At 44.2% G+C, this 23,307-nt stretch carries 30 protein-coding genes; 25 read left to right on the forward strand and 5 right to left on the reverse strand.

The window, feature by feature from the left end; translation table 11 throughout:
- Positions 1-105: 105 nt before the first annotated feature.
- The 23 genes from rsxC (at position 106) to DWV34_RS16505 (ending at position 19,299) form a co-directional block, all read left to right on the forward strand.
- Positions 106-1,422 (forward strand): electron transport complex subunit RsxC, encoded by a 1,317-nt coding sequence (gene rsxC, locus DWV34_RS16405; protein ID WP_009289780.1) that lies wholly within the window; start codon positions 106-108, stop codon positions 1,420-1,422.
- 13 nt (positions 1,423-1,435) lie between these two features.
- Positions 1,436-2,386 carry an RnfABCDGE type electron transport complex subunit D gene (locus tag DWV34_RS16410; protein WP_009289779.1) on the forward strand — a complete coding sequence of 317 codons (951 nt, stop codon included), beginning with the start codon at positions 1,436-1,438 and terminating at the stop codon, positions 2,384-2,386.
- Positions 2,379-2,990, forward strand: a complete 612-nt coding sequence (locus DWV34_RS16415; RefSeq protein ID WP_006567155.1) for an RnfABCDGE type electron transport complex subunit G — start codon at positions 2,379-2,381, stop codon at positions 2,988-2,990. The genes DWV34_RS16410 and DWV34_RS16415 overlap by 8 nt, the downstream gene beginning before the upstream one ends.
- Position 2,991: 1 nt before the next feature.
- Positions 2,992-3,693: an electron transport complex subunit RsxE gene (rsxE, locus tag DWV34_RS16420; RefSeq protein ID WP_006567154.1), complete on the forward strand. Its 702-nt coding sequence runs from the start codon at positions 2,992-2,994 to the stop codon at positions 3,691-3,693.
- Between the two features lie 12 nt (positions 3,694-3,705).
- The gene (gene rsxA, locus DWV34_RS16425) at positions 3,706-4,281 is read left to right on the forward strand and encodes an electron transport complex subunit RsxA (protein ID WP_006567153.1); all 576 of its coding nucleotides are present in this window, start codon (positions 3,706-3,708) and stop codon (positions 4,279-4,281) included.
- Positions 4,282-4,294: 13 nt separating this feature from the next.
- The gene (locus DWV34_RS16430) at positions 4,295-5,089 is read left to right on the forward strand and encodes an RnfABCDGE type electron transport complex subunit B (RefSeq protein WP_006567152.1); all 795 of its coding nucleotides are present in this window, start codon (positions 4,295-4,297) and stop codon (positions 5,087-5,089) included.
- Between the two features lie 117 nt (positions 5,090-5,206).
- A complete protein-coding gene (locus DWV34_RS16435; RefSeq protein ID WP_006567151.1) occupies positions 5,207-5,452 on the forward strand; it encodes a YlmC/YmxH family sporulation protein in 246 nt (81 codons plus the stop codon).
- Between the two features lie 106 nt (positions 5,453-5,558).
- Positions 5,559-6,008 carry a transcriptional regulator NrdR gene (nrdR, locus tag DWV34_RS16440; RefSeq protein ID WP_024727737.1) on the forward strand — a complete coding sequence of 150 codons (450 nt, stop codon included), beginning with the start codon at positions 5,559-5,561 and terminating at the stop codon, positions 6,006-6,008.
- 75 nt (positions 6,009-6,083) lie between these two features.
- On the forward strand, positions 6,084-7,601 hold the full coding sequence (locus tag DWV34_RS16445) for a YifB family Mg chelatase-like AAA ATPase (RefSeq protein ID WP_022260699.1): 1,518 nt from the start codon (positions 6,084-6,086) through the stop codon (positions 7,599-7,601).
- Positions 7,594-8,673: a DNA-processing protein DprA gene (dprA, locus tag DWV34_RS16450; RefSeq protein ID WP_006567148.1), complete on the forward strand. Its 1,080-nt coding sequence runs from the start codon at positions 7,594-7,596 to the stop codon at positions 8,671-8,673. The genes DWV34_RS16445 and dprA overlap by 8 nt, the downstream gene beginning before the upstream one ends.
- Before the next feature lie 15 nt (positions 8,674-8,688).
- A complete protein-coding gene (gene topA / locus DWV34_RS16455; protein ID WP_006567147.1) occupies positions 8,689-10,782 on the forward strand; it encodes a type I DNA topoisomerase in 2,094 nt (697 codons plus the stop codon).
- A 2-nt stretch (positions 10,783-10,784) separates the two neighbouring features.
- Positions 10,785-11,555 carry a GTP-sensing pleiotropic transcriptional regulator CodY gene (codY, locus tag DWV34_RS16460; protein ID WP_009289774.1) on the forward strand — a complete coding sequence of 257 codons (771 nt, stop codon included), beginning with the start codon at positions 10,785-10,787 and terminating at the stop codon, positions 11,553-11,555.
- A gap of 151 nt (positions 11,556-11,706) precedes the next feature.
- Positions 11,707-12,435, forward strand: coding sequence for a 30S ribosomal protein S2 (gene rpsB / locus DWV34_RS16465; protein WP_009289773.1), 729 nt, complete (start codon positions 11,707-11,709; stop codon positions 12,433-12,435).
- Positions 12,436-12,456: 21 nt separating this feature from the next.
- Positions 12,457-13,389 (forward strand): translation elongation factor Ts, encoded by a 933-nt coding sequence (tsf, locus tag DWV34_RS16470; RefSeq protein WP_006567144.1) that lies wholly within the window; start codon positions 12,457-12,459, stop codon positions 13,387-13,389.
- A gap of 627 nt (positions 13,390-14,016) precedes the next feature.
- Positions 14,017-14,532, forward strand: coding sequence for a GNAT family N-acetyltransferase (locus tag DWV34_RS16475; protein WP_009289772.1), 516 nt, complete (start codon positions 14,017-14,019; stop codon positions 14,530-14,532).
- A 35-nt stretch (positions 14,533-14,567) separates the two neighbouring features.
- A complete protein-coding gene (locus tag DWV34_RS17785) occupies positions 14,568-14,783 on the forward strand; it encodes a hypothetical protein (RefSeq protein WP_022261272.1) in 216 nt (71 codons plus the stop codon).
- A 2-nt stretch (positions 14,784-14,785) separates the two neighbouring features.
- On the forward strand, positions 14,786-15,172 hold the full coding sequence (locus tag DWV34_RS16480; protein WP_330361344.1) for a class I SAM-dependent methyltransferase: 387 nt from the start codon (positions 14,786-14,788) through the stop codon (positions 15,170-15,172).
- A 121-nt stretch (positions 15,173-15,293) separates the two neighbouring features.
- Positions 15,294-15,608, forward strand: a complete 315-nt coding sequence (locus DWV34_RS17790) for a PAS domain-containing protein (protein WP_022261274.1) — start codon at positions 15,294-15,296, stop codon at positions 15,606-15,608.
- 58 nt (positions 15,609-15,666) lie between these two features.
- Positions 15,667-16,971, forward strand: coding sequence for a sensor domain-containing diguanylate cyclase (locus tag DWV34_RS16485; RefSeq protein WP_225103674.1), 1,305 nt, complete (start codon positions 15,667-15,669; stop codon positions 16,969-16,971).
- Between the two features lie 23 nt (positions 16,972-16,994).
- The gene (locus tag DWV34_RS16490) at positions 16,995-17,534 is read left to right on the forward strand and encodes a methylated-DNA--[protein]-cysteine S-methyltransferase (protein WP_118476717.1); all 540 of its coding nucleotides are present in this window, start codon (positions 16,995-16,997) and stop codon (positions 17,532-17,534) included.
- 13 nt (positions 17,535-17,547) lie between these two features.
- Positions 17,548-18,111 carry a DNA-3-methyladenine glycosylase I gene (locus DWV34_RS16495; RefSeq protein WP_118476718.1) on the forward strand — a complete coding sequence of 188 codons (564 nt, stop codon included), beginning with the start codon at positions 17,548-17,550 and terminating at the stop codon, positions 18,109-18,111.
- A gap of 123 nt (positions 18,112-18,234) precedes the next feature.
- The gene (locus DWV34_RS16500; protein ID WP_006567138.1) at positions 18,235-18,669 is read left to right on the forward strand and encodes a PTS sugar transporter subunit IIA; all 435 of its coding nucleotides are present in this window, start codon (positions 18,235-18,237) and stop codon (positions 18,667-18,669) included.
- Between the two features lie 150 nt (positions 18,670-18,819).
- The gene (locus tag DWV34_RS16505; protein WP_006567137.1) at positions 18,820-19,299 is read left to right on the forward strand and encodes a helix-turn-helix domain-containing protein; all 480 of its coding nucleotides are present in this window, start codon (positions 18,820-18,822) and stop codon (positions 19,297-19,299) included.
- 13 nt (positions 19,300-19,312) lie between these two features.
- On the opposite strand, the gene DWV34_RS16510 is transcribed toward DWV34_RS16505, so the two are convergent.
- Complete coding sequence (locus DWV34_RS16510; protein ID WP_009289767.1) at positions 19,313-19,618, reverse strand: YolD-like family protein; 306 nt, start codon at positions 19,616-19,618, stop codon at positions 19,313-19,315.
- Positions 19,608-20,867 carry a Y-family DNA polymerase gene (locus tag DWV34_RS16515; protein WP_009289766.1) on the reverse strand — a complete coding sequence of 420 codons (1,260 nt, stop codon included), beginning with the start codon at positions 20,865-20,867 and terminating at the stop codon, positions 19,608-19,610. Before DWV34_RS16515 ends, DWV34_RS16510 begins: the two co-directional genes overlap by 11 nt.
- 151 nt (positions 20,868-21,018) lie before the next feature.
- Here DWV34_RS16515 and DWV34_RS16520 point away from each other — a divergent pair, with 151 nt between their 5' ends.
- The gene (locus tag DWV34_RS16520) at positions 21,019-21,639 is read left to right on the forward strand and encodes a flavodoxin family protein (protein ID WP_118476719.1); all 621 of its coding nucleotides are present in this window, start codon (positions 21,019-21,021) and stop codon (positions 21,637-21,639) included.
- Between the two features lie 21 nt (positions 21,640-21,660).
- A complete protein-coding gene (locus DWV34_RS16525) occupies positions 21,661-22,149 on the forward strand; it encodes a flavodoxin (protein WP_118476720.1) in 489 nt (162 codons plus the stop codon).
- Positions 22,150-22,198: 49 nt separating this feature from the next.
- On the opposite strand, the gene DWV34_RS16530 is transcribed toward DWV34_RS16525, so the two are convergent.
- Genes DWV34_RS16530 through DWV34_RS16540 form a run of 3 tightly spaced genes read right to left on the reverse strand, consistent with a single transcriptional unit; the run spans position 22,199 to position 23,239 of the window.
- Entirely contained in the window at positions 22,199-22,462 is a 264-nt protein-coding gene (locus DWV34_RS16530) for a hypothetical protein (RefSeq protein WP_009289764.1), read from the reverse strand.
- Positions 22,463-22,475: 13 nt separating this feature from the next.
- The gene (locus DWV34_RS16535; protein ID WP_006567131.1) at positions 22,476-22,859 is read right to left on the reverse strand and encodes an SHOCT-like domain-containing protein; all 384 of its coding nucleotides are present in this window, start codon (positions 22,857-22,859) and stop codon (positions 22,476-22,478) included.
- A 20-nt stretch (positions 22,860-22,879) separates the two neighbouring features.
- The gene (locus tag DWV34_RS16540; RefSeq protein WP_009289763.1) at positions 22,880-23,239 is read right to left on the reverse strand and encodes a DUF2089 domain-containing protein; all 360 of its coding nucleotides are present in this window, start codon (positions 23,237-23,239) and stop codon (positions 22,880-22,882) included.
- Between the last annotated feature and the right edge of the window lie 68 nt (positions 23,240-23,307).

Here is a 23,307-nt window from a genome sequence, read left to right on the forward strand (position 1 = left end):
GTGGGATTTCGTTTGTGAAAAAAATGTCGAAAGTTGATTTTGCATGCTAAACAATTTATCATTAAAGATATGGAAATTTAAGAAAAGAGAAAGGAAGGCTTAAAAATGGCATTGTTTACATTTAGCGGCGGAGTTCATCCGGATGACGGGAAAGAATACGCAAAAAATTCCCCGATCACCGAATATCTGCCGAAAGGAGATGTTGTTTTACCTGTCGGCCAGCACATCGGGGCACCTGCGAAACCGATCGTACAAAAAGGTGATCAGGTACTGGCGGGACAGAAGGTTGCAGAGGCAGGCGGTTTTGTGTCAGCCAATATTTACAGCTCTGTTTCGGGTACGGTGAAAGCGATTGAGCCGAGAGTGACTCCCGCCGGAGCGAAAGTAAATGCGATTGTAATAGAAAACGACGGAGAATTCAAAGAAGCGGAGTTTCAGGCAAAGCCGTATCAGGATATGACCAGAGACGAGGTTCTCGCTGCGATCAAAGACGCAGGAATCGTCGGACTCGGAGGAGCAGGTTTCCCTACTCATGTGAAGCTGGCTCCGAAAGATCCGGATGCCATCGAGTACATCATTGTCAATGGTGCGGAGTGTGAGCCTTACATAACCGGAGATTACAGGATCATGATGGAGACTCCGGAAGTCCTCGTGGAAGGGCTGAACATTGTTCTGGACTTATTCCCGAAAGCAAAAGGGATCATCGCAGTGGAAGATAATAAAAAAGATGCCATTGCAAAAGTCAGCGATTGTGTCAAAGGGGATGCAAGGATTTCGGTTGCGGAGCTGAAGACAAAATATCCGCAGGGAGCAGAGCGTTCCCTGATCTATGCGACAACGGGAAGAGCCATCAATTCCAGCATGCTTCCGGCAGATGCAGGATGTATTGTGGACAACGTGGCAACAATTGTTGCTGTGAAGGACGCAGTAAAAGAAGGGAAACCTTTATTTCAGCGTGTTGTGACAGTGACAGGAGACGCCATAGAAAGTCCGAAGAATCTTTTAGTGCGCACCGGAACGAATGTCAGCGAGCTGATCGAAGCAGCCGGCGGATTTAAGGGGCAGCCTGAAAAGGTGATTTCCGGAGGTCCGATGATGGGAATGGCTATGTTTACTACTGATGTTCCGGCAGTCAAAACATTTTCTTCTCTGCTGGCATTTACAAAGGACCCGGTGTCTGCCGTAGAGCCGAGCAACTGTATCAACTGCGGGCGATGTGTCAGCGTCTGTCCTCAGAAGTTAATGCCGGCGAGACTGTCCGTACTGGCAGATAACAATAACTTTGAAGCATTTGAAGCTCTCCATGGCGATGAGTGTGTGGAATGCGGATGCTGTTCTTTTATCTGTCCGGCGAAGAGAAACCTGGCACAGTCAATGAAGACAGGACGCAAACAGGTCTTGGCAAATCGTAGAAAGAAGTAAAGGAGAGGTACATATGAACGAAACATTATATCGTGTTTCAGCAAACCCGCACGTAAGGGACAAAAGCTCAACACAAAGCATTATGCTGGATGTAATCCTTGCATTACTCCCGGCCACAGTTTTTGGTATCTATATCTTCGGTGCATCTGCGGCTGTGACCATTGCGGTCTCCATTGTCACCTGTGTGGCTGCTGAGTATATATATCAGAAGTTAATGAAACAAAAAGTATCGGTAAGCGATCTGAGCGCGGCTGTGACCGGACTCCTGCTTGCACTGAACCTGCCGGCAGGTGTTCCTTTATGGATGCCGGTGCTGGGCGGCCTGTTTGCCATCATTGTCGTAAAACAGGTTTTCGGCGGCCTGGGACAGAATTTTATGAACCCGGCATTGGGAGCCCGCTGTTTTCTGATGATCTCTTTCGCGGCAAGAATGACAACATTTACATATGACGGTGTCACCACTGCGACTCCTCTTGCACTGCTGAAGGCGGGAAAGAGTGTAGACCTGGGAAGTGTCTTTACAGGATTCATCCCCGGAACGATCGGAGAGACATCCGCCGTCCTTCTCCTCCTGGGAGGAGCCTACCTGGTATTAAAGAAAGTGATCTCACCGCTGATCCCATGCATCTATGTGGCGACGGTGGCTGTCTTCGTACTGCTTTTTGGAGGACATGGCTTCGATCTCACCTACATGGCGTCTGAGATTTTTTCCGGCGGTTTGATGCTCGGTGCGATCTTCATGGCAACGGACTATGTAACTTCACCGATCACTTCCAGAGGAAAGATCATCTTCGGCGTCCTCTGCGGACTGCTGACCGGTATTTTCCGACTGTTCGGACCGATGGCAGAGGGAGTTTCTTACTCTATTATCATTGCGAACCTGGTTGTTCCTCTGATTGAAAAGATTACGGTTCCGACTCCGTTTGGAATTGTGAAGGCAAAAGGAGGCAAAGACAATGAATAAAAGTTTAGTAAATGACTGTATTAAATTATTTATCATCACTCTGGCTGCCGGACTGATCCTTGGATTCGTTTACAACGTGACCAAAGATCCGATTGCAAAGCAGGAAGAAAAGACAAAACAGGAAGCATACAAGGCTGTGTTCAAAGACGCAGACCGTTTTGAGGCAGTGAAACTTGATAAAAAAGAGATAAACAAAGCTTTAAAGGCAAAGAATCTGGGCCAGAATACGGTCAGTGAGATTGCCAAAGCAGTAGATAAGGACGGAAAAGGTCTTGGATATGTATTCTCCGTGACAAACCCTGACGGATACGGCGGAGATATCACTCTCTCTGTCGGCGTCAAAAATGACGGTACGGTCAACGGATATGAGACTCTGACGATCAATGAGACCGCGGGCCTTGGTATGAAGGCAAAAGAAGAGGAGTTCAAGAGCAACTTTAACAATAAAAAAGCAAAGCAGTTTGAAGTCGTAAAAGACGGTTCCGGCAAGAGCGACGACGCAAAGGTCGATGCCATCAGCGGCGCTACGATCACCAGCCGTGCGGTGACAAGCGGAGTCAACAGCTGTGTTGCTTTAATGGATACATTGAAAGGAGGTAATTGAGATGAAAAGTAATCCGATAGAACGTTTGATCAACGGTATTGTCAAAGAAAATCCTACTTTCGTCTTAATGCTCGGTATGTGTCCTACCCTCGCGGTAACCACATCCGCCATCAACGGGGCAGGAATGGGACTTTCCACTACGGCCGTTTTAATGTTTTCCAATCTGATCATTGGACTCATGAGAAATATTATACCTGACAGAGTCCGTATTCCGGGCTATATTGTCATTATTGCATCTCTCGTAACGGTAGTGCAGTTCCTTTTGCAGGGATATGTGCCGTCACTGAATGCAAGCCTTGGAATCTACATTCCTTTGATCGTAGTAAACTGTATTATCCTGGGACGCGCAGAATCCTTTGCATCTAAGAACGGGGCAGTGCTCTCTTTCTTCGACGGTGTCGGAATGGGCCTTGGATTTACTGTTGCACTGACTGTGATCGGAGCCTTCCGTGAACTCCTCGGTGCAGGTACGATCTTTGGCGCAAAGATCATGCCGGCTGCTTATGAGCCGATTACGATCTTTATCCTGGCTCCCGGAGCATTCTTTGTCCTGGCCTGCCTTGTTGCAGTTCAGAATAAGGTAAGAAACAAGAAACCGAAAAAAGCAGGAGAGTCTCAGGCTTCCGGATGCGGCGACTGTGCAAGCTGCGGAAACGGTGCCTGCGGAAGCCGGTTTTTTGATAACAGTGTGGACGACAAATAGGGGGGATGAACAATGTCAAATTTATTATTAGTCGCAATCGGTGCGGCATTAGTTAATAACGTAGTATTGAGCCAGTTCTTAGGCCTTTGTCCTTTCCTTGGTGTATCCAAGAAGGTAGAGACCGCCGGCGGAATGGGCGCTGCGGTTATTTTCGTCATCACGATCGCCTCAGCGGTTACCTATTTCGTTTATGCTGGCATACTCGTGCCGTTTCATCTGGAATATCTTCAGACGATAGCATTTATTCTTGTCATTGCGGCATTGGTGCAGTTCGTGGAAATGTTTTTAAAGAAATCTATGCCGGCTCTCTATGAGTCTTTAGGCGTATATCTTCCGCTGATCACTACCAACTGTGCGGTGCTCGGTGTTGCATTGAATAACGTTCAGTATGATTACAACTTTATTACCAGTGTAGTCAACGGATTTGGAGTGGCTGTCGGATTTACCATCGCCATCGTGATCTTGGCCGGTATCCGCGAGAAACTAGAATACAACAACATCCCGGAATCTTTCAAAGGAATGCCGATCACTCTTGTCACGGCAGGTCTGATGGCTATCGCTTTCTTTGGATTCTCAGGAATCATATAGGGAGGTAGCATAAATGGATATTACAGCAATTATTCTCGCGGCCGTCGTGGTCGGAGGAATTGGTTTGGTCATTGCTATTCTTTTAGGAATCGCTTCTGAGAAGTTTAAGGTTCCGGTCAATGAAAAAGAAGTAGCAGTCCGAGCAGAACTTCCCGGCAATAACTGCGGAGGATGCGGATACGCCGGATGTGACGGGCTTGCAAAAGCGATCGCAAACGGAGAAGCTGCGGTCAATGCCTGTCCGGTAGGCGGGCCTTCAGCGGCAGAAAAAATCGGTGCCATCATGGGTGTGGAAGCCGGTGATTTCGTAAAACAGGTGGCATTCGTAAAGTGTGCAGGAACCTGTGAGAAAGCATCAAATAAATACGAATATACAGGACAGATGAGCTGTGTGGAAGCGATGAATGTGCCCGGAGAAGGGCCGAAGGCCTGCTCTTTCGGATGTATGGGATTCGGAAGCTGCGCTCAGGTCTGCCCTGAGAATGCAATTTCCATCGTCAACGGGATTGCCTATGTTGACAAAGAAGCGTGCATCGGCTGCGGAAAATGTACCGATATCTGCCCGAAGGGACTCATTGAACTGGTTCCTTATGACAAGAAACATTTAGTACAGTGTAATTCTAAAGACAAGGGAAAAGACGTCATGTCTGTGTGCAAAGCCGGATGCATCGGCTGCGGACTTTGTGCGAAGGAATGTAAGCTTGGAGCGATTACGGTAGAAAATAATATTGCTCATATTGATTATGAGAAATGTGTCAACTGCGGACTCTGTGCCAAAAAGTGTCCGAAAAAAATCATTACGGTATAATAAAGTGAATGATAGAAAGATCATTAGGCTGTATCTGACTGGAGGATACAGCCTTTTTGTCACACTTTATTTCCTGGTGCATACACTATTATAACTATTTTTCTGGGGTGGCGTTTCATGAAGTTTTTAGAGTTAAGGGAAAAGGATGTGATCAACTGCCGGACCGGAGATAAACTGGGATGTGTCATCGATCTGGAGTTTGACCCGGCGTCAGGTCAGATTTTATGCCTGATCGTTCCAAAAGCGACAAAGATCCTGTGCTTTACAAAAGGTGAGTTTTATTATATTCCATATAAGAAGATCATTCGAATCGGCTGTGACACTGTATTGGTGGATATTAATGAAAAAGAATGTTTGAAGTGATCTGGAAAAAATGATATACTTCCTTTAACGAATGGAAAATCTTGAGGCAGACATGATCTGCCTCTCAAAAGAGTACAAAGAAAAGCATAGCCCGGGAGGTAGAAAAATGAGGTGCCCTTATTGCGGAAGTGAAAATTCCAGAGTCATTGATTCCAGACATTCGGAAGACAATAACTCCATAAGGAGAAGAAGACAGTGTGACGACTGCAGCAAGCGTTTCACGACCTATGAAAAGATCGAGACAGAACCGCTGTCTGTGATCAAAAAGGACAAGACCAGACAGATGTATGACCGCTCCAAGATCAAGGCGGGTATCGTACAGTCCTGCCACAAACTGCCTATATCCATGGGACAGATCGATCAGATCGTAGATGAGATCGAGACAAAGATCTATAATCTCGGACAGCGCGAGGTGGAGAGTTCCCTGATCGGAGAGATCGTCATGGACAAGCTGAAGGAACTGAATGAGGTGGCATATGTAAGATTTGCCGCTATATACAGAGAGTTCAAAGATGTGAACACCTTTATGAGTGAACTAAAAAAATTGCTGAAATAGTTGTAAAAATTTAGAAAATATGATAAGATACAGTATATTGTTAGCTGAGAGGCTTCCGGGAAAGAAGGAGGCTTTATGTTTTGTTCGATGCTAAGCGGCATTGTCTCAGGCGCCGCAGGCTGTATCATTCAGGTCGAAGCGGAATTAAGAAGCGGTCTCCCATACTTTACTATGGTAGGCCGCCTTTCTAATGAAGCAAAAGAATCCAGGCACAGGGTGGAATCCGCGCTGCGGGCTCTGGGCTGTCCGCTCCCTCCGATGAAAGTTACCGTTAATCTATCTCCTGCCGATATCAGAAAGACAGGAACTGCATTTGATCTTCCCATCGCAGCGGCCGTTATGGCCGGTCTCAACTATATTCCATTTACTAAAGAACCGCCTATCTGCCTCCTGGGAGAGCTGGGACTGGACGGCAGTGTCCATGGGATCAGACAGTGCCTGCCCATCATCATGGAAGGAAAAAAGCAGGGCATCCGGCGGTTTATGGTTCCCTATGATGATATGGAATCTCTTGTATATATGAAAGATGTGGAATTGGTTCCGGTAAAACATCTCTCCGATGCTGTGGACTATTTCAGAAACGGGTGTGTGCTTCCATACCATTTTCAGAAAAAAAGGATAATTCTAAACAGCCAGTGTCTTGATTTTTCGGAAATAAAAGGGCAGCCTCTCTTAAAAAGAGCTCTGGAGATCGCCGTGACCGGGAGACATCACATTCTTCTGATCGGAGCTCCGGGATGCGGCAAAACTATGGCCCTGGAACGGATTCCTTCTATTATGAATAGTTTATCTGAGGACGAATACCTGGAGGTGCAGGCTCTCTATCAGGCGGCAGGAATCCACAGGGATGCAGGGGATTTTTGCCCGCCTTTCCGAAAACCCCATTCTTCCATATCCAGAGGAGCGCTGATCGGTGGGGGAGCGGTTCCAAAAGTCGGAGAGATCACACTTGCCCACAAAGGTGTGCTGTTTTTGGATGAACTGGCACAGTTTGACGCCAAATGCATTGAAGCACTGAGACAGCCACTGGAAGATAAGCAGATTATTTTAAACAGGCTTGGGAGAGACTATACCATGCCTGCGGACTTTTTACTTGCAGCGGCCATGAACCCGTGTCCATGCGGCAACAGCTTCACTCCGGAGGCATGCCGGTGCAGCGCGGGTCAAAAGCGGTCCTATTATCACAGACTTTCCGGTCCCGTACTGGACCGTTTTGACCTGATCCTTACAGTTGGACAGGAGGCAAAGAAAATGGACGCTGAGACGGAAACTTCGGCTGTTATCCGCAGCAGGGTCTTAGAGCATATCAGGGAGGAACAGAGAGAACTCTCGGATACTCCGTATTCTTATTTTAGTCAGATACAGGGAGAGGATATAGAAAAAATTTGTCCTCTGAATAAAGAAAGCCAAAAAATTTTGAAAGAAGAACAAAAGAAACATCATATTTCAATGCGGGGTATTCATAAGATTGTGAGGACAGCAAAAACGATTGCCGGAATGGAGCAGCAAAGCGGGATAGGAGAGGGACATCTTATAGAGGCACTGTCTCTGCGCAATATGGAGTTTTTATCGGAGGCTGTGGGGTATGAATGAAAAGCTTTCGTGGTTTTGGTTTACGTCGCTTCTTGAGATAAACCGGAAGACGCAGGGTAAGATTCTTTCTGCCGTTCTTCACCCGGAAGAACTCAGGAAACTTAATGAAGAGACTGCAAAATCATTTCTTAATAAAAGACAGTACCGGCTTTTTCTTGAGACAAGAGATGAATCTTATATCTGTAAGAAGTACGAGGAGTTAAAAAAGCAGAAAACAGACTATATTATATGGAAAGAACCCGATTATCCGCAGCGGCTTAAACAGATTTATGACTATCCGTTCGGGATTTTTAGAAAAGGCAGGCCGAGAGAATCAAGGCTGGTCATCGCAATGGTAGGGGCCAGATCCTGTACTTTATATGGAAGAGAGATGGCAGGATATTTTGCGAAGGAGCTGTCCGGGAGAGGTGTTCTGATCGTCAGCGGCATGGCCAGGGGAATCGACGGAGCTTCTCACAGGGGAGCCCTGGATGCAGGCGCGCCGACGGCAGGTGTTTTGGGATGCGGGATTGACCGGATCTATCCGAAAGTTCATCAAAAACTCTTCGCCGATGTGGAGAAACAGGGGGTGATCTATTCTGAGTATGGTCCCGGTGTAGAGCCGTTTTCTTTTCTCTTTCCGCAGAGGAACAGGATCATCAGCGGACTTTCCGACGGAATCTTTGTAGTAGAGGCCAGAGAGAAAAGCGGATCTCTGATCACAGCGGACTGCGGATTGGAACAAAATAAAGAAATTTTTGCACTTCCGGGCAATGTGACGAGTGATGTATCAAGGGGCTGCCACCGCCTGATCCAGCAAGGCGCCAAGCTGGTTTCCGGTCCCGAAGATATCTTAAATGAATTTCCAAAATTCAGAGTATTTTCACATAATGTCTGTCAATTTGATAAAAATTCACTTGCTAGAGGTGAAAAAATGGTGTATGATGTTTTGAGTTTGGAACCCAAATGCCTGGAACAGATAGCTTCGGAGGCAAGACTGCCGGTCACAGAGACTGTGACATCCTTATACTATTTAAAGAGGCAGGGGTTGGCAGAGGAAATACTGAAAAATTATTACATAATAAAAATATAATTAAGAGGTGCAAAAATGCCAAAATACTTAGTAATTGTAGAATCACCAGCGAAAGCAAAGACGATCAATAAATTTTTAGGGAAAAATTATACAGTCATTGCATCCAACGGTCATGTGAGGGATCTCCCCAAGAGTACGATGGGAATCGACCTGGAACATAATTTTGAACCAAAATATATTACGATCCGGGGCAAGGGAGAAGTATTGGCGGCACTGAGAAAAGAAGTGAAGAAGGCCGATAAAGTTTATCTCGCGACTGACCCTGACCGGGAGGGGGAAGCAATTTCATGGCATCTTTATTATGCGCTGAAACTGGAGAACAAAAAATGCAGCCGTATCACATTCAATGAGATCACCAAGAATGCAGTCAAGGAATCCTTAAAGCATGCGAGAGAGATTGACATGGACCTGGTGGATGCCCAGCAGGCGAGGCGTGTCCTGGACCGGATTGTGGGGTATAAGATCAGTCCTCTTTTATGGGCAAAGATCAAGAGGGGATTGAGCGCAGGACGGGTACAGTCTGTGGCTCTTCGCCTGATCTGTGACCGGGAAGAAGAGATCAGCGCTTTCATACCGGAAGAATACTGGTCACTGGATGCTTTCCTGAATGTGAAAGGGAGCAAAAAGCCTCTGGAGGCCAAGTTTGCCGGTGACAAAGACGGGAAAATCGAGATTAAGAATGAAGAACAGCTGAACAAGATCCTTGCGGAATTGGAAGGAGCCGAGTTTCATGTTGACAGCGTAAAGACAGGGGAGCGTATCAAGAAAGCACCGCTTCCGTTTACGACCAGCACGATGCAGCAGGATGCATCCAGCAAACTGAATTTTCCGACAGCAAAGACCATGAGGATTGCCCAGCAGCTGTATGAAGGTGTGGACATTAAAGGGAAAGGCACCGTGGGATTGATTACTTATCTTCGTACAGACTCCACAAGGATTTCGGAAGAGGCAGATAAAAATGCCAGAGAGTTTATCTCCGAAACTTATGGAAGTGATTTTGTCGGAAACGGACAAGTTTCAAAAAAGGACGGCAAAAATGTACAGGATGCCCATGAAGCGATTCGTCCAACTTACATCGAAAATACTCCGGCGAGCCTGAAAGAACAGCTTTCCAGAGACCAGTTCAGGCTTTATCAGCTGATCTGGAACCGGTTTATGGCGAGCCGCATGAGTGCAGCCAAGTATGAGACCACATCCGTAAAGATCGATGCCAACGGATACCGTTTCAATGCCTCCGCATCCAAGATCGTTTTTGACGGATTTTTGACTGTGTACAACATCGACAATGAGAAATCAAAAGGAAATGTCATACTGAAAAGTATTGATACTTCCACGGAACTGAAGTTAAAAGAGTTTGACCATAAACAACATTTTACACAGCCGCCGGCCCACTACACGGAAGCAACCCTTGTCCGCACCCTGGAAGAACAGGGTATCGGACGGCCGAGTACGTATGCTCCTACCATATCGACGATCATTGCCAGAAGGTATGTGGTTAAGGAAAAGAAGAATCTGTATATGACGGAGCTTGGAGAAGCGGTCAATACCATGATGAAAAAGGCATTCCCGTCTATTGTGGATGTGCATTTTACCGCCACGATGGAGGCACTTTTAGATATGGTGGAGGAAGGCAAGGTCCACTGGAAATCAGTGGTGGAAAACTTCTATCCGGATCTGAAAGAAGCCGTGGAGGCCGCAGAAAAAGAGCTGGAGCAGGTGACCATCGAGGATGAAGTGACCGATGTAGTCTGTGACCAGTGCGGACGCAACATGGTTGTGAAATACGGGCCGTATGGGAAATTCCTGGCCTGTCCGGGATTCCCTGACTGCCGAAACACAAAGCCTCATTTTGAAAAGATTGGAGTTCCATGTCCGCTGTGCGGAAAGGAAGTCGTCCTGAAAAAAACCAAGAAGGGCCGGAAATACTACGGATGTGAGGATAACCCGGAATGCGAATTTATGTCATGGCAGAAGCCTTCTACCGTCAAGTGTGAGCGCTGCGGAAAGTATATGGTGGAAAAAGGAAAGAAACTGGTTTGTTCAGACGAACACTGCGGATATGTATGTGATCTGCCGAAAGAGGAAGAAGTTACGAAAAATAAGGAGTAGCTATGAGTGTACAATTATTAGATAAAACCAGGAAGATAAATAAATTACTGCATAACAACAATTCACAAAAAGTCGTTTTCAATGACATCTGTCAGGTTCTGATGGAGGTTATGGATTCCAATGTGATCGTTATCAGCAAAAAGGGAAAGATCTTAGGAATTCAAAATTCAGAGAATATAGATCCCATCGAAGAGATGATCAGCGGTAAAATCGGGGATTATATTGACACGGACTTAAATGAGCGTCTGCTGACAATCTTGTCCACGAAGGAGAATGTAAATCTCCAGACACTCGGTTTTGAGAGTGACATCCACCGCTACCGCGGTATTATCTCTCCGATCGATATTGCGGGAGAGAGATTTGGCACACTGTTTATGTACCGGATGGAAGATGACTATACGATCGATGATATCATATTGGCTGAATATGGAACCACAGTCGTTGGTTTGGAGATGATGCGTTCTGTCAGTGAAGAGATGGAGAGTGAACGCAGAAAGCAGAATATTATCGAATCTGCCTTCAGAACTCTCTCCTTTACGGAACTGGAAGCGGTTCATCACATTTTTGATGAACTGAACGGCAGCGAGGGCATTTTGGTTGCCAGCAAGATTGCCGACCGTTTCGGCATTACCCGATCAGTCATCGTCAATGCACTGAGAAAGCTGGAGAGTGCAGGAGTCATCGAGTCCCGGTCTTCCGGTATGAAAGGGACCTATATCAAAGTTGTAAATGACCTGATTTTTGACGAATTAAACCGTGCCGGGCGTATCTAGGCTTAAATTGCGAAGTTTTTCTTGCATTGTGTAAAACAGATGTGCTATACTGTCAAAGGTAAAAATAAACACGCCGTTGGAATTCCGGTAGGTGCCGAAAGGTTTGCCGGGATAATGACAATGGTGGAAGCATAACCAAAGGAGATTTTTTATGAGCGTTATTTCAATGAAACAGTTATTAGAAGCAGGTGTTCATTTCGGACATCAGACAAGAAGATGGAATCCTAAAATGGCTCCGTACATTTACACAGAGCGTAACGGAATCCACATCATCGACCTTCAGAAATCCGTAGGCATGGTAGACGATGCATACAACGCAGTAAAAGAGTGTGTTGCAGAAGGCGGAAAGATTTTATTCGTGGGAACAAAGAAACAGGCTCAGGATTCTATCAAGACTGAAGCAGAGCGCTGCGGAATGTTCTATGTAAACCAGAGATGGTTAGGCGGAATGCTTACAAACTTCAAGACCATCAGAAGCCGTATCGACCGTTTAAAGAAGATCAAAAAGATGGAAGAAGACGGGACATTTGAAGTTCTTCCGAAGAAAGAAGTATTAGAACTTAGAAAAGAAATGGACAAATTACAGAAGAACTTAGGCGGAATCGAAGAGATGAACGAAATTCCGGATATGATCTTCATTGTAGATCCTAAAAAAGAAAATATCTGTGTTCAGGAAGCACATACATTGGGAATTCCTCTGGTAGGTATCGCTGATACAAACAGTGACCCGGAAGATTTAGAATATATCATCCCAGGAAATGATGATGCAATCCGTGCAGTCAAATTGATCACATCTGCAATGGCTGATGCTGTTGTTGAAGCAAACCAGGGAATGGATGCTGCTGATGTGGAAGCAGAAGAGGAAGCTGCAGAAGAATAAGATTTATTTGGAGGAAAAATCATGGCTATTACAGCAGGAATGGTAAAAGAATTAAGAGAAAAAACCGGTGCGGGAATGATGGACTGTAAAAAGGCATTAAACGCTACCGATGGAAATATGGAAGCAGCTGTTGAGCACTTAAGAGAGCAGGGACTTGCAAAGGCTGAAAAGAAAGCCGGACGTATTGCTGCAGAGGGATTAGTAGCTACAAAACTTTCTGATGACGGAAAGAAAGCTGCTATCGTGGAAGTAAACTCTGAGACTGACTTCGTTGCTAAGAACGAACAGTTCCAGACTTATGTTGCAGAGGTTGCCGATCAGGCCCTCACAACAGGTGCGGCAGACATCGAAGCTTTCTTGGCAGAAGAATCTAAAGCAGAAGCTGGAAAGACTGTAAAAGAAGTATTAGACGGAAAAATTGCCATCATCGGTGAGAACTTAAATATCCGCAGATTTGCACAGATGGAATCAGCAGACGGATTCGTTGCTTCTTATATCCACGCAGGCGGAAAGATCGGCGTACTAGTAGAAGTTGAGACAGATGTTGTCAATGACGATATCAAAGAAATGGGCAAAAACGTAGCTATGCAGGTAGCTGCTATCATGCCGAAATATACAAGCAGAGATGAAGTTTCCAAAGATTATATCGATCATGAAACAGAAATCTTAAAGGCTCAGGCTAAGAATGAAAATCCAGACAAGCCGGACAATATCATCGAGAAGATGATCATCGGACGTCTGAACAAAGAATTAAAAGAAGTTTGTCTTTTAGATCAGGCTTATGTAAAGGCTGAAGACGGAAAACAGTCTGTTGGAAAATATGTAGAAGAAGTAGCAAAAGCTAATTCTGCGAAGATTGCCATCAAAGGATTCATCCGTTTTGAGACAGGCGAAGGAATCGAAAAGAAAGAAGAAAACTTTGCTGAGGAAGTGGCAAAGCAGATGGGAAACTAATCCCAGAGTGATTGAATTACCATTATCAGTGTAGACTGGACAAAAGGATCGTTGTATAACAACGATCCTTTTTTTGGTAATCGAGGAATTAAGCTCAAGAGTATTTTAGTTAGTATACATAATCATACAATATACTATATGTTTTACTATTGAATAAATATATGCAATATAAGTATCATAACCATGGCAATATTTTTCTCTGTATATATTTGACTCCTAAAAATCTTTTTCTAAGGCAATTCTAATATTATTTAAAACATATCGAAAGTTATAACGTTTTACAAAAGAAAACTCATACGGGAAAAGGAAGAATATATTTTTCTTAGCATTAAGTAAATTTACATAAGTTCTGATAATTCTCGTGAAGCATGTAGTCTTGTTGTACTTTTCAATAATTTAAAATCTATTTGGTAGGTAGATGATATACAATCACACTCTCCATTTGACTCTGAATCAGGCTGTATATATTCTTTAAAATTTAATTTTCCTCTAAAATAAATAAAATGATTGATTAATTTGTTGAAATTTTGAAGATATTTGGGATTACCTTGACAGATTCACCACTTTGAATTTAAATTAGAGAAAAGGTCCCAATGCTGTGCAACCATACCAAGGAGGCAGATAAAAATGATTTGTAAAATAAGGAAGTGGAAGTTATCGGATGCAGAAGATTTAGCGGCTGCTCTGTCTAATACAAAGATACAAAATAATCTTCGGGACGGACTGCCTTACCCTTACACTGAGAAAGATGGAACAGCATATATAATGGATGTGCTTTCTGCAGACGAAGATCAAACTTTTGCCTTTGCTGTCACAGCAGACAGCAAAGTGGTCGGCAGTATTGGAGTATTCCGTCAGGAGAACATACACAGACAGACTGGTGAGCTGGGCTATTATATAGCAGAAGAATATTGGGGCAAAGGAATCATGACTGAGGCTGTAAAACAAATCTGTGCCTATGTTTTTGATAAAAGCGATATGATCCGTATCTATGCTGAGCCGTTTGCATACAATGCCGCATCATGCCGGGTACTCGAAAAAGCCGGTTTTCAATATGAGGGAACATTGAGAAATAATGCCGTGAAAAATGGTAAAGTTATCGATATGAGGATGTATTCACTGCTGAAAGCAGAAATAAATTAGATGAGGTATGATACAACATACTCGGAGGAATGAATTTGGGGAAAAAGACAGAACAGTCTCATAAAATATACAATGAGATGGCGTGGGAATATGACTTTGGCCCGGAGGGGCATTATACAAGATCCCATAAAAAAGAGATTATAAAAAAGGCGGAGCTCAGAGATGGAGATAATATACTGGACGTTGCCTGCGGCAATGGATATCTGCTGGAGAACTCTCCAAAAAGGCGAGAGTTAATGCCTTTGGTGTAGACATTTCTGAAAATATGATTGCGTCTGCCAGAGAAAGGTACCCGGACTGTACATTTACAGTTGGCCCCTGTGCGCCTCTCGGCTTTGAAAATGAGAGTATGGATGTTATTACGGTATCCTGCGCGTTCCATCATTTTGAGAATCCCCGGACCTTTGCCGGCGAATGTATGCGGGTATTAAAGAGTCATGGAAAAGTTTTTATTGCAGAACCGTTTTATTCTCCGGTGGTGCGGTGTCTTGCCAACACGCTGGTATTTCCCTTTTCCAATAAAGGTGATGTGAGGGTGTACAGCCAAAAAGAACTGCGATTATTTTTTGAATCTGCTGGATTTACCGGGTTTGAATCGTACATAACAGATACAGTCTTATTTTTATCGGCAGAAAAATGAAAGTATGGGGAAATCATGTGAAGGACGCTTCATTGCTTTTTTCTCCATATTTTGCTATACTCAAAAAATAAACACTTTACAGACAGGCTTTGTCTGCATTGTGAAGAGGGGAGCAGTTTAGTTGGAAGCAGTATTAGACTATAGTAAGATATTAGATACAGTACCCTGCGGAATATGCCAGGTCCTTCTGGATACTGACTTGACAATGCTATATGCAAATCAATTTTACTATAAGATTTATGGATATACACCCCAAAGTGCTAAAGAAAAGGGATTTTCAAATGCCAAGTTTATACTTCCCGAATCAGATTATTTATATATCAAAAGGGAAGTGTTTCAGCATATCCGGAATGGGGACAGGGAGTTTCAGCTGGAGTACCGCTACGAACACAGCTCCGGGAAATTAATGTGGCTGCTGGTCCGGTGTTTTTTATGATCAGGAACAGCCGGACCGCATGACTTGTGCTCTGGTCGACATTGCCGACAGGAAGGAGATGGAGGAAAAACTGCGCATCAGCAGCGAAGAGAGCAGGATTGCCTATCAGCTTACAGATAAATTAATGTATATTTATGATGCAGAGAAAAAACAGCTCCATCAGCCAAAAGCCGCGGCAGATGAATTTGGCCTTCCGCCGGTTGTGGATGATGCCCCTTACAGCATCGTGAAATCCGGAGCTATTGACGGCCCCTGTAAGAAGGAGTACTTAGAATTTTATGAAGCTATCCTGCGGGGTGAACCAAACGGACATGCGGCAGTCAAAAAGAGGAGAAAAAACGGTTCCTTCGGATGGTACGAAGCAAAGTTTTCTTCTATTTATGATGAAAATGGAAATGTAAAAAAGGCAGTCATATCCTGTGAGGATATGACAGAGCAGCGGGAGAAGGAATTGAGTTACCAGAAATGGAGCCAGTATTTCAAATCCCAGGAAGGAAAAACCATTGGATTTTATGAATATAACCTGACGAAAGATCTCTTTGATGAAGAAGCCGGAGATCTTCCGCCGGATTACCTGCGGCCGCTTAAAAAATATACACAGACGGTACAATATATTGCCGATCATTTTGTATATGAAGGGGACGCTGAGAGGTTTTCTGACTTTTTTGACCGTGATTCGCTGCTGGTCCGTTATTATAAAGGCCAGACGAGAGGCTCCATGGATTATTTAAGAAAGCGGCCGGATGGAAGTCTCTTCTGGGTACGCGCCATTATTCTGCTCCTGGCTGATCCTTACAGCGATAATGTACGTCTCTTTATGATGACTCTCGATATTGATAAAGAAAAAAGAGAAGAGCTGAAACTCCGCAGCCAGACAGAGCACGACGGCATGACCGGACTTCTCAACAGAGAGACTTTTGTGGCAAAAGTTACAAGAATTTTAGGGGAAGAGGGCTCTGCAAACAAACATGCTCTGATTATGCTGGATATTGACCGGTTCAAAACCCACAATGATGTCCACGGACATCCGTTCGGAGATCAGGTTATTCGGGAAACGGCTCATTTTATAAATGGTTTTTTGAGAGAAAGTGATCTGTGCGGCCGAATGGGCGGAGACGAATTTATGGTCTTATTGAGAAACATCGGGTCTGAGGACGATGTAATTCCGAGAATCAATATGCTCTGCCATCTGCTGCGGCGCAAATATACAGACAAAGGGGAGGTGTCCTGCAGCATGGGAGTCGTGTTTTACCCCCGTGACGGGAAGATTTTTCGGGAACTTTACCAAAATGCAGACACTGCTTTGTATGAAGTGAAGAACACAGAGAGAGGAAATTACGGAATATACAAGCCTGAACGATAAAAAATTCTGTATCGGAGGAAATCATGTATTTTTTTACGAAGTATCAGTCCCCTTTAGGGATGCTGACCATTGCATCAGACAGCGATCATATTGTGGGTCTTTGGATGGAAGGACAGAAATATTTTGGAGGAACCCTTTCAGGAGAAATGGAGAAAAAAGACGGTCTTTTCGTGCTTAAAACAACAAAAGACTGGCTGGACCAGTATTTTTCAGGGGAAAAGCCTTCCGTTTCTGAGCTTCCTTTATGCCCGAAAGGCGGAGAATTCAGGCAAAGCGTGTGGGAAATTCTGCGGGAGATTCCCTATGGAAAGGTGATGACCTACGGCGAAATTGCCGGGAAGATAGCTGCAAAGACTGGCAGAACACGAATGTCTGCCCAGGCAGTCGGAGGGGCGGTCAGTCATAATCCCATTTCTATTATCATTCCCTGCCACCGGGTAGTTGGGGCGAATGGAAGCCTGACAGGATATGCAGGGGGCATTGCCGCCAAAATAAAACTGCTTGAGCATGAAGGGGCAGATATGTCACAGCTGTTTGTTCCGAAAAAGGGAACGGCTCTTTAAAGGAGAAGAATTTATGGAATGGCCGGATAAGAAACAGAGATGTACATGGGCAAATCCAAAGAATGAGCTTTACATCCGCTATCATGATGAGGAATGGGGTGTCCCGGTATATGATGATCACAGATTATTTGAAATGCTGGTCCTGGAATCCTTTCAGGCAGGGCTGTCATGGGAATGTGTGCTGAATAAACGGGAGGCATTCCGTGAGGCTCTTGACGATTTTGATTTAGAGAAAATATGTGCTTATACAGAAGACAAGATGCTGGAACTTCAGCAGAATCCGGGAATCATCCGCAATAAGCTGAAAATCAGAGCGGCGGTAAACAATGCAGAGATATTCCGGGAGATACAGAGAGAATACGGTACATTTTCAGAGTATATCTGGCATTGGACGGACGGAAAGGTGATTTTTGAAAGGGGGATGGCTCATTCTGAATTGTCAGATGCTGTATCAAAAGACCTTAAGAAGAGGGGAATGAAATTCGTGGGGACAACGATTATATATGCATATTTACAGTCGGTAGGCGTAATATATTCTCATGACAAAGACTGTTTTTTGGAACATGGCTTGTCGTGACAGTGATAACTTTGTCAAATTTATTTTTGATAAATACAGCACTGGAATAAATGGATTTTTGGACGCAGAATTTATATAATCTATATATAAGCAGCAAATAAATTTAAAATTGGAGGAATTAAAATGGCAGGCAATAAAGTGTTTAATGAAAATAATATTCGTCTCAATGTGAAACTGGATTCAAAAGAAGATGCAATCAGGGCAGCAGGCGGCGTGCTGATTGAAAATGGCTATGTTCAGCCGGAATACCTGGAAGATATGCTGAAACGTGAAGAGGCAGCTTGTACTTATATTGGCAATCATGTCGGAATTCCGCACGGTATCTGCAAGTCAGAGGAGAGGATCAAGTCCTCCGGGATCTCACTGCTGCAAGTTCCGGACGGAGTGGACTATGACGGTCAGACTGCTTATGTGATCATAGGGATTGCAGGGAAAAATGACGAACATATTGAAATGCTCGGCAAGATTGCAGTCACATGTTCCGACCTTGACAATGTGGATAAGATAGCCCATGCGAAATCCAAGCAGGAAATCTTAGATATCTTTGAAGGAATCTAAGAAAGACGAAATAATATCGGTCAGGAAGAAGAATGTGTAAGTTCTAAAGGACTTCACATTCTTTTTTCTTTTATCTGCCGGAATTCTACCACAGGTAGATAGTATTTCATGAAAATCTAAGGTACAATAAACAGTATCAAGGAGGCAGTTATGGATATACAAAAAATCGGAAATTACATAAAATGTAAAAGAAAAGCACAGGGATTGACACAGGCTGAGCTGGCTGGACTGCTTGGCATTACAAATAAGGCTGTATCAAAGTGGGAGAACGGAAAGTGTCTCCCTGACCTGTCACTCCATGAGAAGTTATGCGATGCCCTTCATATAACACTGAACGAGCTTGTGGCGGGCCAAGATATAGAGAGTACACAGCTGCCGGAAGCCAGTGAACAGAACATGAAAACAATGTTAGGAAGCTGCCAGCATTTAAGATCACTGAAAGATGTGTGCATCGGTTTGCTGCTGCTGTTCATCGGACGTCTGATGCCTTCTATGCAGTTAAAGCATATGACGTCCGATGCTTCGCAGTTCATTTTTGGCGTATCCGAAGGCGTATCTATCGGTATTACGCTGATTGGTATTGCCTGGCTGATTTTTGGAGCAGTCAAATTCAGCCAAAAGGAGGAGTAATATGATTCTCCAGCTATTGATCTGATATACTTTGGATATTGTCAAAGAAAATACTCTTTTCTCCGACGAAGATTCTGCGGAATACCGGATCAATAAAAGACACTGTTCCTTTTGTCTCTGTATATGCACTTTTTTCGTAATGAACAATGCATACATTTGATCCTTTGCCGATCAACTTTATTTTTTCATTTAAAAGTCTTAATTCTTCTTCCGTCAACTCTTTTTTTGGAACTGACTGCTTTTCTATCTCACGAAGCATTTCATCAAAACCTCGTAAAGCGGCAAACGGAAGAAATTGTCTTGCACGGTCAGCTTTCATTGTGGCCTCCGATTAGCGTGTTGCGTTTTCTGGCAGTTGCTTTTTCACACAGGCTCATTCCGCGCACCACGGCGTTTTTTCCGAATCGATGCTTAATGGAAAGGACGGCATCCTGCAGATGCTGTTCCTTTTCATCTTTTTCCATATCTGAAAACAGATGAAGCTGCCGAAAGGAAGTCTCCTCCACATGATTTGCACCGACAGAGATTTTGCGGATGGGAATGCCCCTCTGTACAGTCTGGTGATAAAAACGTTCAAATTCATGAGAGAGTTCCCGATAGGAATCGGTCCGCTCCGAAAGTTTCCTGGTGCCGCCGGATGGAGGAAGTTCTCTTTTGGAGTATGCGACGGACATGGAAATGGAATCGGTTGTCAGATGACGGCTCCTGAGTTCCAGAGCCAGTGCATCTGTCATCTCTTTGAGGACCAGAAGAGCATTGTCATAAGAATAATCTTCAAAAAGGATCTGGCTTTGAGAAACAGAGTGGCTTTTAGACTCATAATCATGAATTTCTTTTATGGTACACGGCTCCCGCCCGTGGGCATGGTCGATGAGAAACTCTGCATTGACACCAAATTCTTTATAAAGAAGCTTTTCATCCATATGTGCCGTCCCGTAAAGATCATAAATGCCATAACGGCTGAGCCTGGCCGCGATGCCTTTTCCGATATTCCATATATCTGTGATCGGGCGGTGATGCCAGATGGTCCTCTTAAATTCTTTTTCATCCAGATAACCGATATGATCCGGTGAATGTTTTGCGGTGATATCCAGGGCTACCTTTGCCAGAAATAGGTTTGTGCCGATGCCTGCCGTGGCACAGATCCCGGTTTCTCTGCGAACAGCATCCATCAGCATGACCGCCATTTCTTTCGGAGTTTTTCCATACGTATGCAGATAAGGTGTGAAATCCAGAAAGCATTCGTCAATAGAATAGACATGGATATCTTCTTTGCTGACATAGTTTAAATAAATGGAGTAGATCCGGGCGGAATATTCCATATAGAGCTTCATCCGCGGCTTTGCAGTGATATATGTCACAGTCTCCGGAATTTCAAAAAGACGGCAGCGGTTTTTGATTCCAAGAGATTTCATGGCCGGCGTGACGGCGAGGCATATGGCACCCCGGCCTCTGGACGGATCGGCGACCACGAGGTTTTCCTTAAACGGGTCGAGCTTTCGTTCGGCAGCTTCTACTGAAGCATAAAAGCTTTTCAGATCAATACATGAATAGATTGATTTCTCCATAAATATGACACTCCTTTCTGACTTGAGTATAACACAGCTGACGCTGAGAAGAAAACATATGTTCGATAAAATGAGCGTGGTAATTTATGGGACAAAAAATTCTTGACATGGAGTTAACTCTAAGGAGTATTCTATAATAAAAGGAGGTTTTATGATGAAGGTATTAATGATCAATGGAAGTCCTCATTCAAAGGGGAATACATATGTGGCACTGCATGAAATGGAAAAGATATTTTTGGAAGAGGGCATAAAAACTGAGATAGTCCAAGTGGGAAACAAGGACATCAGAGGCTGTGCGGCCTGTAATTCCTGTGCGGAAAAAGGGAAATGTGTATTTAATGATATCGTCAATGAGACAGCACCGAAATTCGAAGAATGTGATGGCCTGGTGGCTGCCAGTCCAGTCTACTATGCTTCGGCAAATGCCACGCTGAGTGCTTTTCTTGACCGGCTGTTTTACAACACACAATTTGATAAGACCATGAAGGTCGGTGCGTGTGCCGTGGCGGCAAGACGAGGAGGTTTATCGGCAGCATTTGATCAGCTGAATAAATATTTTACGATCACAGGAATGCCGGTTGCATCCAGCCAATACTGGAACGGCATACACGGAAGAGAGCCCGGAGAGGCACGACAGGATGAAGAAGGGCTGCAGACGATGAGAACCTTGGCAAAAAATATGGCCTTTCTTATAAAAAGCATTGCGCTCGGAAAGGAAGCATATGGATTGCCTGAGAAGGAAGAATTCCAACAGACAAATTTTATCAGGTAATGACCAGAAAGAAGGGATACAATGAATAAAAAAATATTAGTTGCCTATTTTTCGGCAACAGGCACAACTAAAAAGGCCGCCCAGGCGCTGGCAGAAGCAGCACATGCAGATATTTATGAAATTAAGCCGGAAGTTCCGTATACAAAAGATGATTTGAACTGGACGGACAGAAAGTCCCGCAGTTCTGTGGAGATGAGCGATCAGACCTATCGGCCTGCAATCGCTGATCAAAGTGCGGAAATTGAAAACTATGATCTCATTTTTCTTGGATATCCGGTTTGGTGGTATGTGGCTCCGACGATTGTCAATACATTTTTAGAGAGCTATGATTTTGGAGGAAAAACCATTGTGCTGTTTGCCGCTTCAGGGGGAAGCGGATTCGGGAAGGCAGCGGAGAAACTGAAGAGCAGCTGTGCCGATGCCGCAGTAATAAAAGAAGGGAAAATCCTCAACGGAAAACATTCAAAAGAGGAGTTAGCCGCCTGGGTTGAAAAAGTCAGAAATCAATAAAAAAAGAAACGTCTCTTGGTCAATTCAAATATCTGACCAGGAGACGTTTTTACAGTTTTAAGGACACAAAGGTGCCATCCGGTGCTTCCACATGAATGATTTCCAGGCCTTTATGTTCCTTGAAAAGATCCAGGGATTCTCTCAATACTAGAGAGATAATATCTTTTGAAATCAGGCTGCAGTAAGGACCCGGCGTACGACTTTTCATGTCTTCGAATATTCTGTCTGGAATGAATCTTATGACAAAACCGACCATAGAAACCGGGACCGGCATAGACAGGTGTACCCCTTTTGTTCTGATTTTTACTTTCATATGAGATACCCTGTCAGTCTACAAAGACTCTTACAGTCGTTCCGTCCGCTGCGGCTACGCTGACAAAATCTCCTTCGATTTCGTCGTCCAGACATTCGGAAACAGCGTCCATCATGCTGGAAAGATCAACTCCTTCCAGATCTTTTTCCGGAATCGGAAGTTTCCCGGTCACTTTTAATATCTTCTTGATGGCTCCCACCGGGAACTGTACGTTTACTTTGTCACCCGAAACACTGTCTACAATGATGCGGAACATTTTTTTGTCGTAGCTGTTTCTCTTTAACACCGGCTCCCGGGGAGGAGTCTCCGTATTCATAGCCGCCATCAGTTCAGCTCCCTGCTCTGCCGTGATCGTTCCATCCTCAACCATTTTTAAAATTCTTAATTTCTCATCCATGATAAACTCCTTTTTCTATGCTATTTTAACTGTGCGATTGCCTGTTCCGCTGTTATTTCACCGTTTTCCAGTGCTTTCAAAATTTCTTCTTTTTGAACCGGCTGTTCATCGGGAGCTGATTCATAACCGAGTTCTTTGATCACTGTGTCCAGTTTGGACCGGACCGTGGGATAGGATATGCCGAGCGTCTTCTCAACCTCTTTGATATTTCCACGGCAGCGGATAAAAGTCTCTGTAAAATACAGATCTTCGTCTGAAAGATAATCAAATTTGCTGAGTCTGAAATTATTTTCAATGATGGTATTGCAGGAGTTACATTTGAGTCTTGTGACGGCCAGGTCATTCCTGCACACGGGACAGCGGCTGATAATCTTTTTCATGCATTCATTTCCTTTCTGTTTTCTATTAATATAATATTAAAACTTATAAATGTCAATAAATAAATTAA

Origin of the sequence: Anaerostipes sp. AF04-45 (genome assembly GCF_003461725.1) — a bacterium.
In the GTDB taxonomy this organism is placed as follows: domain Bacteria; phylum Bacillota; class Clostridia; order Lachnospirales; family Lachnospiraceae; genus Anaerostipes; species Anaerostipes caccae.

Bases quoted from the DNA above. Each gene is read 5' to 3' on its own strand.
- DWV34_RS16445 (WP_022260699.1), top strand. From the start codon at position 6,084: ATGTTTTGTTCGATGCTAAGCGGCATTGTCTCAGGCGCCGCAGGCTGT.
- nrdR (WP_024727737.1), top strand. From the start codon at position 5,559: ATGAGGTGCCCTTATTGCGGAAGTGAAAATTCCAGAGTCATTGATTCC.
- DWV34_RS16415 (WP_006567155.1), top strand. From the start codon at position 2,379: ATGAATAAAAGTTTAGTAAATGACTGTATTAAATTATTTATCATCACT.
- dprA (WP_006567148.1), top strand. From the start codon at position 7,594: ATGAATGAAAAGCTTTCGTGGTTTTGGTTTACGTCGCTTCTTGAGATA.
- DWV34_RS16490 (WP_118476717.1), top strand. From the start codon at position 16,995: ATGTATTTTTTTACGAAGTATCAGTCCCCTTTAGGGATGCTGACCATT.
- DWV34_RS16535 (WP_006567131.1), bottom strand. From the start codon at position 22,859: ATGGATGAGAAATTAAGAATTTTAAAAATGGTTGAGGATGGAACGATC.
- rpsB (WP_009289773.1), top strand. From the start codon at position 11,707: ATGAGCGTTATTTCAATGAAACAGTTATTAGAAGCAGGTGTTCATTTC.
- tsf (WP_006567144.1), top strand. From the start codon at position 12,457: ATGGCTATTACAGCAGGAATGGTAAAAGAATTAAGAGAAAAAACCGGT.
- DWV34_RS16500 (WP_006567138.1), top strand. From the start codon at position 18,235: ATGGCAGGCAATAAAGTGTTTAATGAAAATAATATTCGTCTCAATGTG.
- DWV34_RS16530 (WP_009289764.1), bottom strand. From the start codon at position 22,462: ATGAAAGTAAAAATCAGAACAAAAGGGGTACACCTGTCTATGCCGGTC.
- rsxA (WP_006567153.1), top strand. From the start codon at position 3,706: ATGTCAAATTTATTATTAGTCGCAATCGGTGCGGCATTAGTTAATAAC.
- DWV34_RS16510 (WP_009289767.1), bottom strand. From the start codon at position 19,618: ATGAAAGCTGACCGTGCAAGACAATTTCTTCCGTTTGCCGCTTTACGA.
- rsxC (WP_009289780.1), top strand. From the start codon at position 106: ATGGCATTGTTTACATTTAGCGGCGGAGTTCATCCGGATGACGGGAAA.
- DWV34_RS16520 (WP_118476719.1), top strand. From the start codon at position 21,019: ATGATGAAGGTATTAATGATCAATGGAAGTCCTCATTCAAAGGGGAAT.
- rsxE (WP_006567154.1), top strand. From the start codon at position 2,992: ATGAAAAGTAATCCGATAGAACGTTTGATCAACGGTATTGTCAAAGAA.
- DWV34_RS16525 (WP_118476720.1), top strand. From the start codon at position 21,661: ATGAATAAAAAAATATTAGTTGCCTATTTTTCGGCAACAGGCACAACT.
- DWV34_RS16515 (WP_009289766.1), bottom strand. From the start codon at position 20,867: ATGGAGAAATCAATCTATTCATGTATTGATCTGAAAAGCTTTTATGCT.
- DWV34_RS16485 (WP_225103674.1), top strand. From the start codon at position 15,667: ATGGAGGAAAAACTGCGCATCAGCAGCGAAGAGAGCAGGATTGCCTAT.
- DWV34_RS16410 (WP_009289779.1), top strand. From the start codon at position 1,436: ATGAACGAAACATTATATCGTGTTTCAGCAAACCCGCACGTAAGGGAC.
- DWV34_RS16435 (WP_006567151.1), top strand. From the start codon at position 5,207: ATGAAGTTTTTAGAGTTAAGGGAAAAGGATGTGATCAACTGCCGGACC.
- DWV34_RS16540 (WP_009289763.1), bottom strand. From the start codon at position 23,239: ATGAAAAAGATTATCAGCCGCTGTCCCGTGTGCAGGAATGACCTGGCC.
- DWV34_RS16495 (WP_118476718.1), top strand. From the start codon at position 17,548: ATGGAATGGCCGGATAAGAAACAGAGATGTACATGGGCAAATCCAAAG.
- DWV34_RS16430 (WP_006567152.1), top strand. From the start codon at position 4,295: ATGGATATTACAGCAATTATTCTCGCGGCCGTCGTGGTCGGAGGAATT.
- DWV34_RS16505 (WP_006567137.1), top strand. From the start codon at position 18,820: ATGGATATACAAAAAATCGGAAATTACATAAAATGTAAAAGAAAAGCA.
- codY (WP_009289774.1), top strand. From the start codon at position 10,785: ATGAGTGTACAATTATTAGATAAAACCAGGAAGATAAATAAATTACTG.
- topA (WP_006567147.1), top strand. From the start codon at position 8,689: ATGCCAAAATACTTAGTAATTGTAGAATCACCAGCGAAAGCAAAGACG.
- DWV34_RS16475 (WP_009289772.1), top strand. From the start codon at position 14,017: ATGATTTGTAAAATAAGGAAGTGGAAGTTATCGGATGCAGAAGATTTA.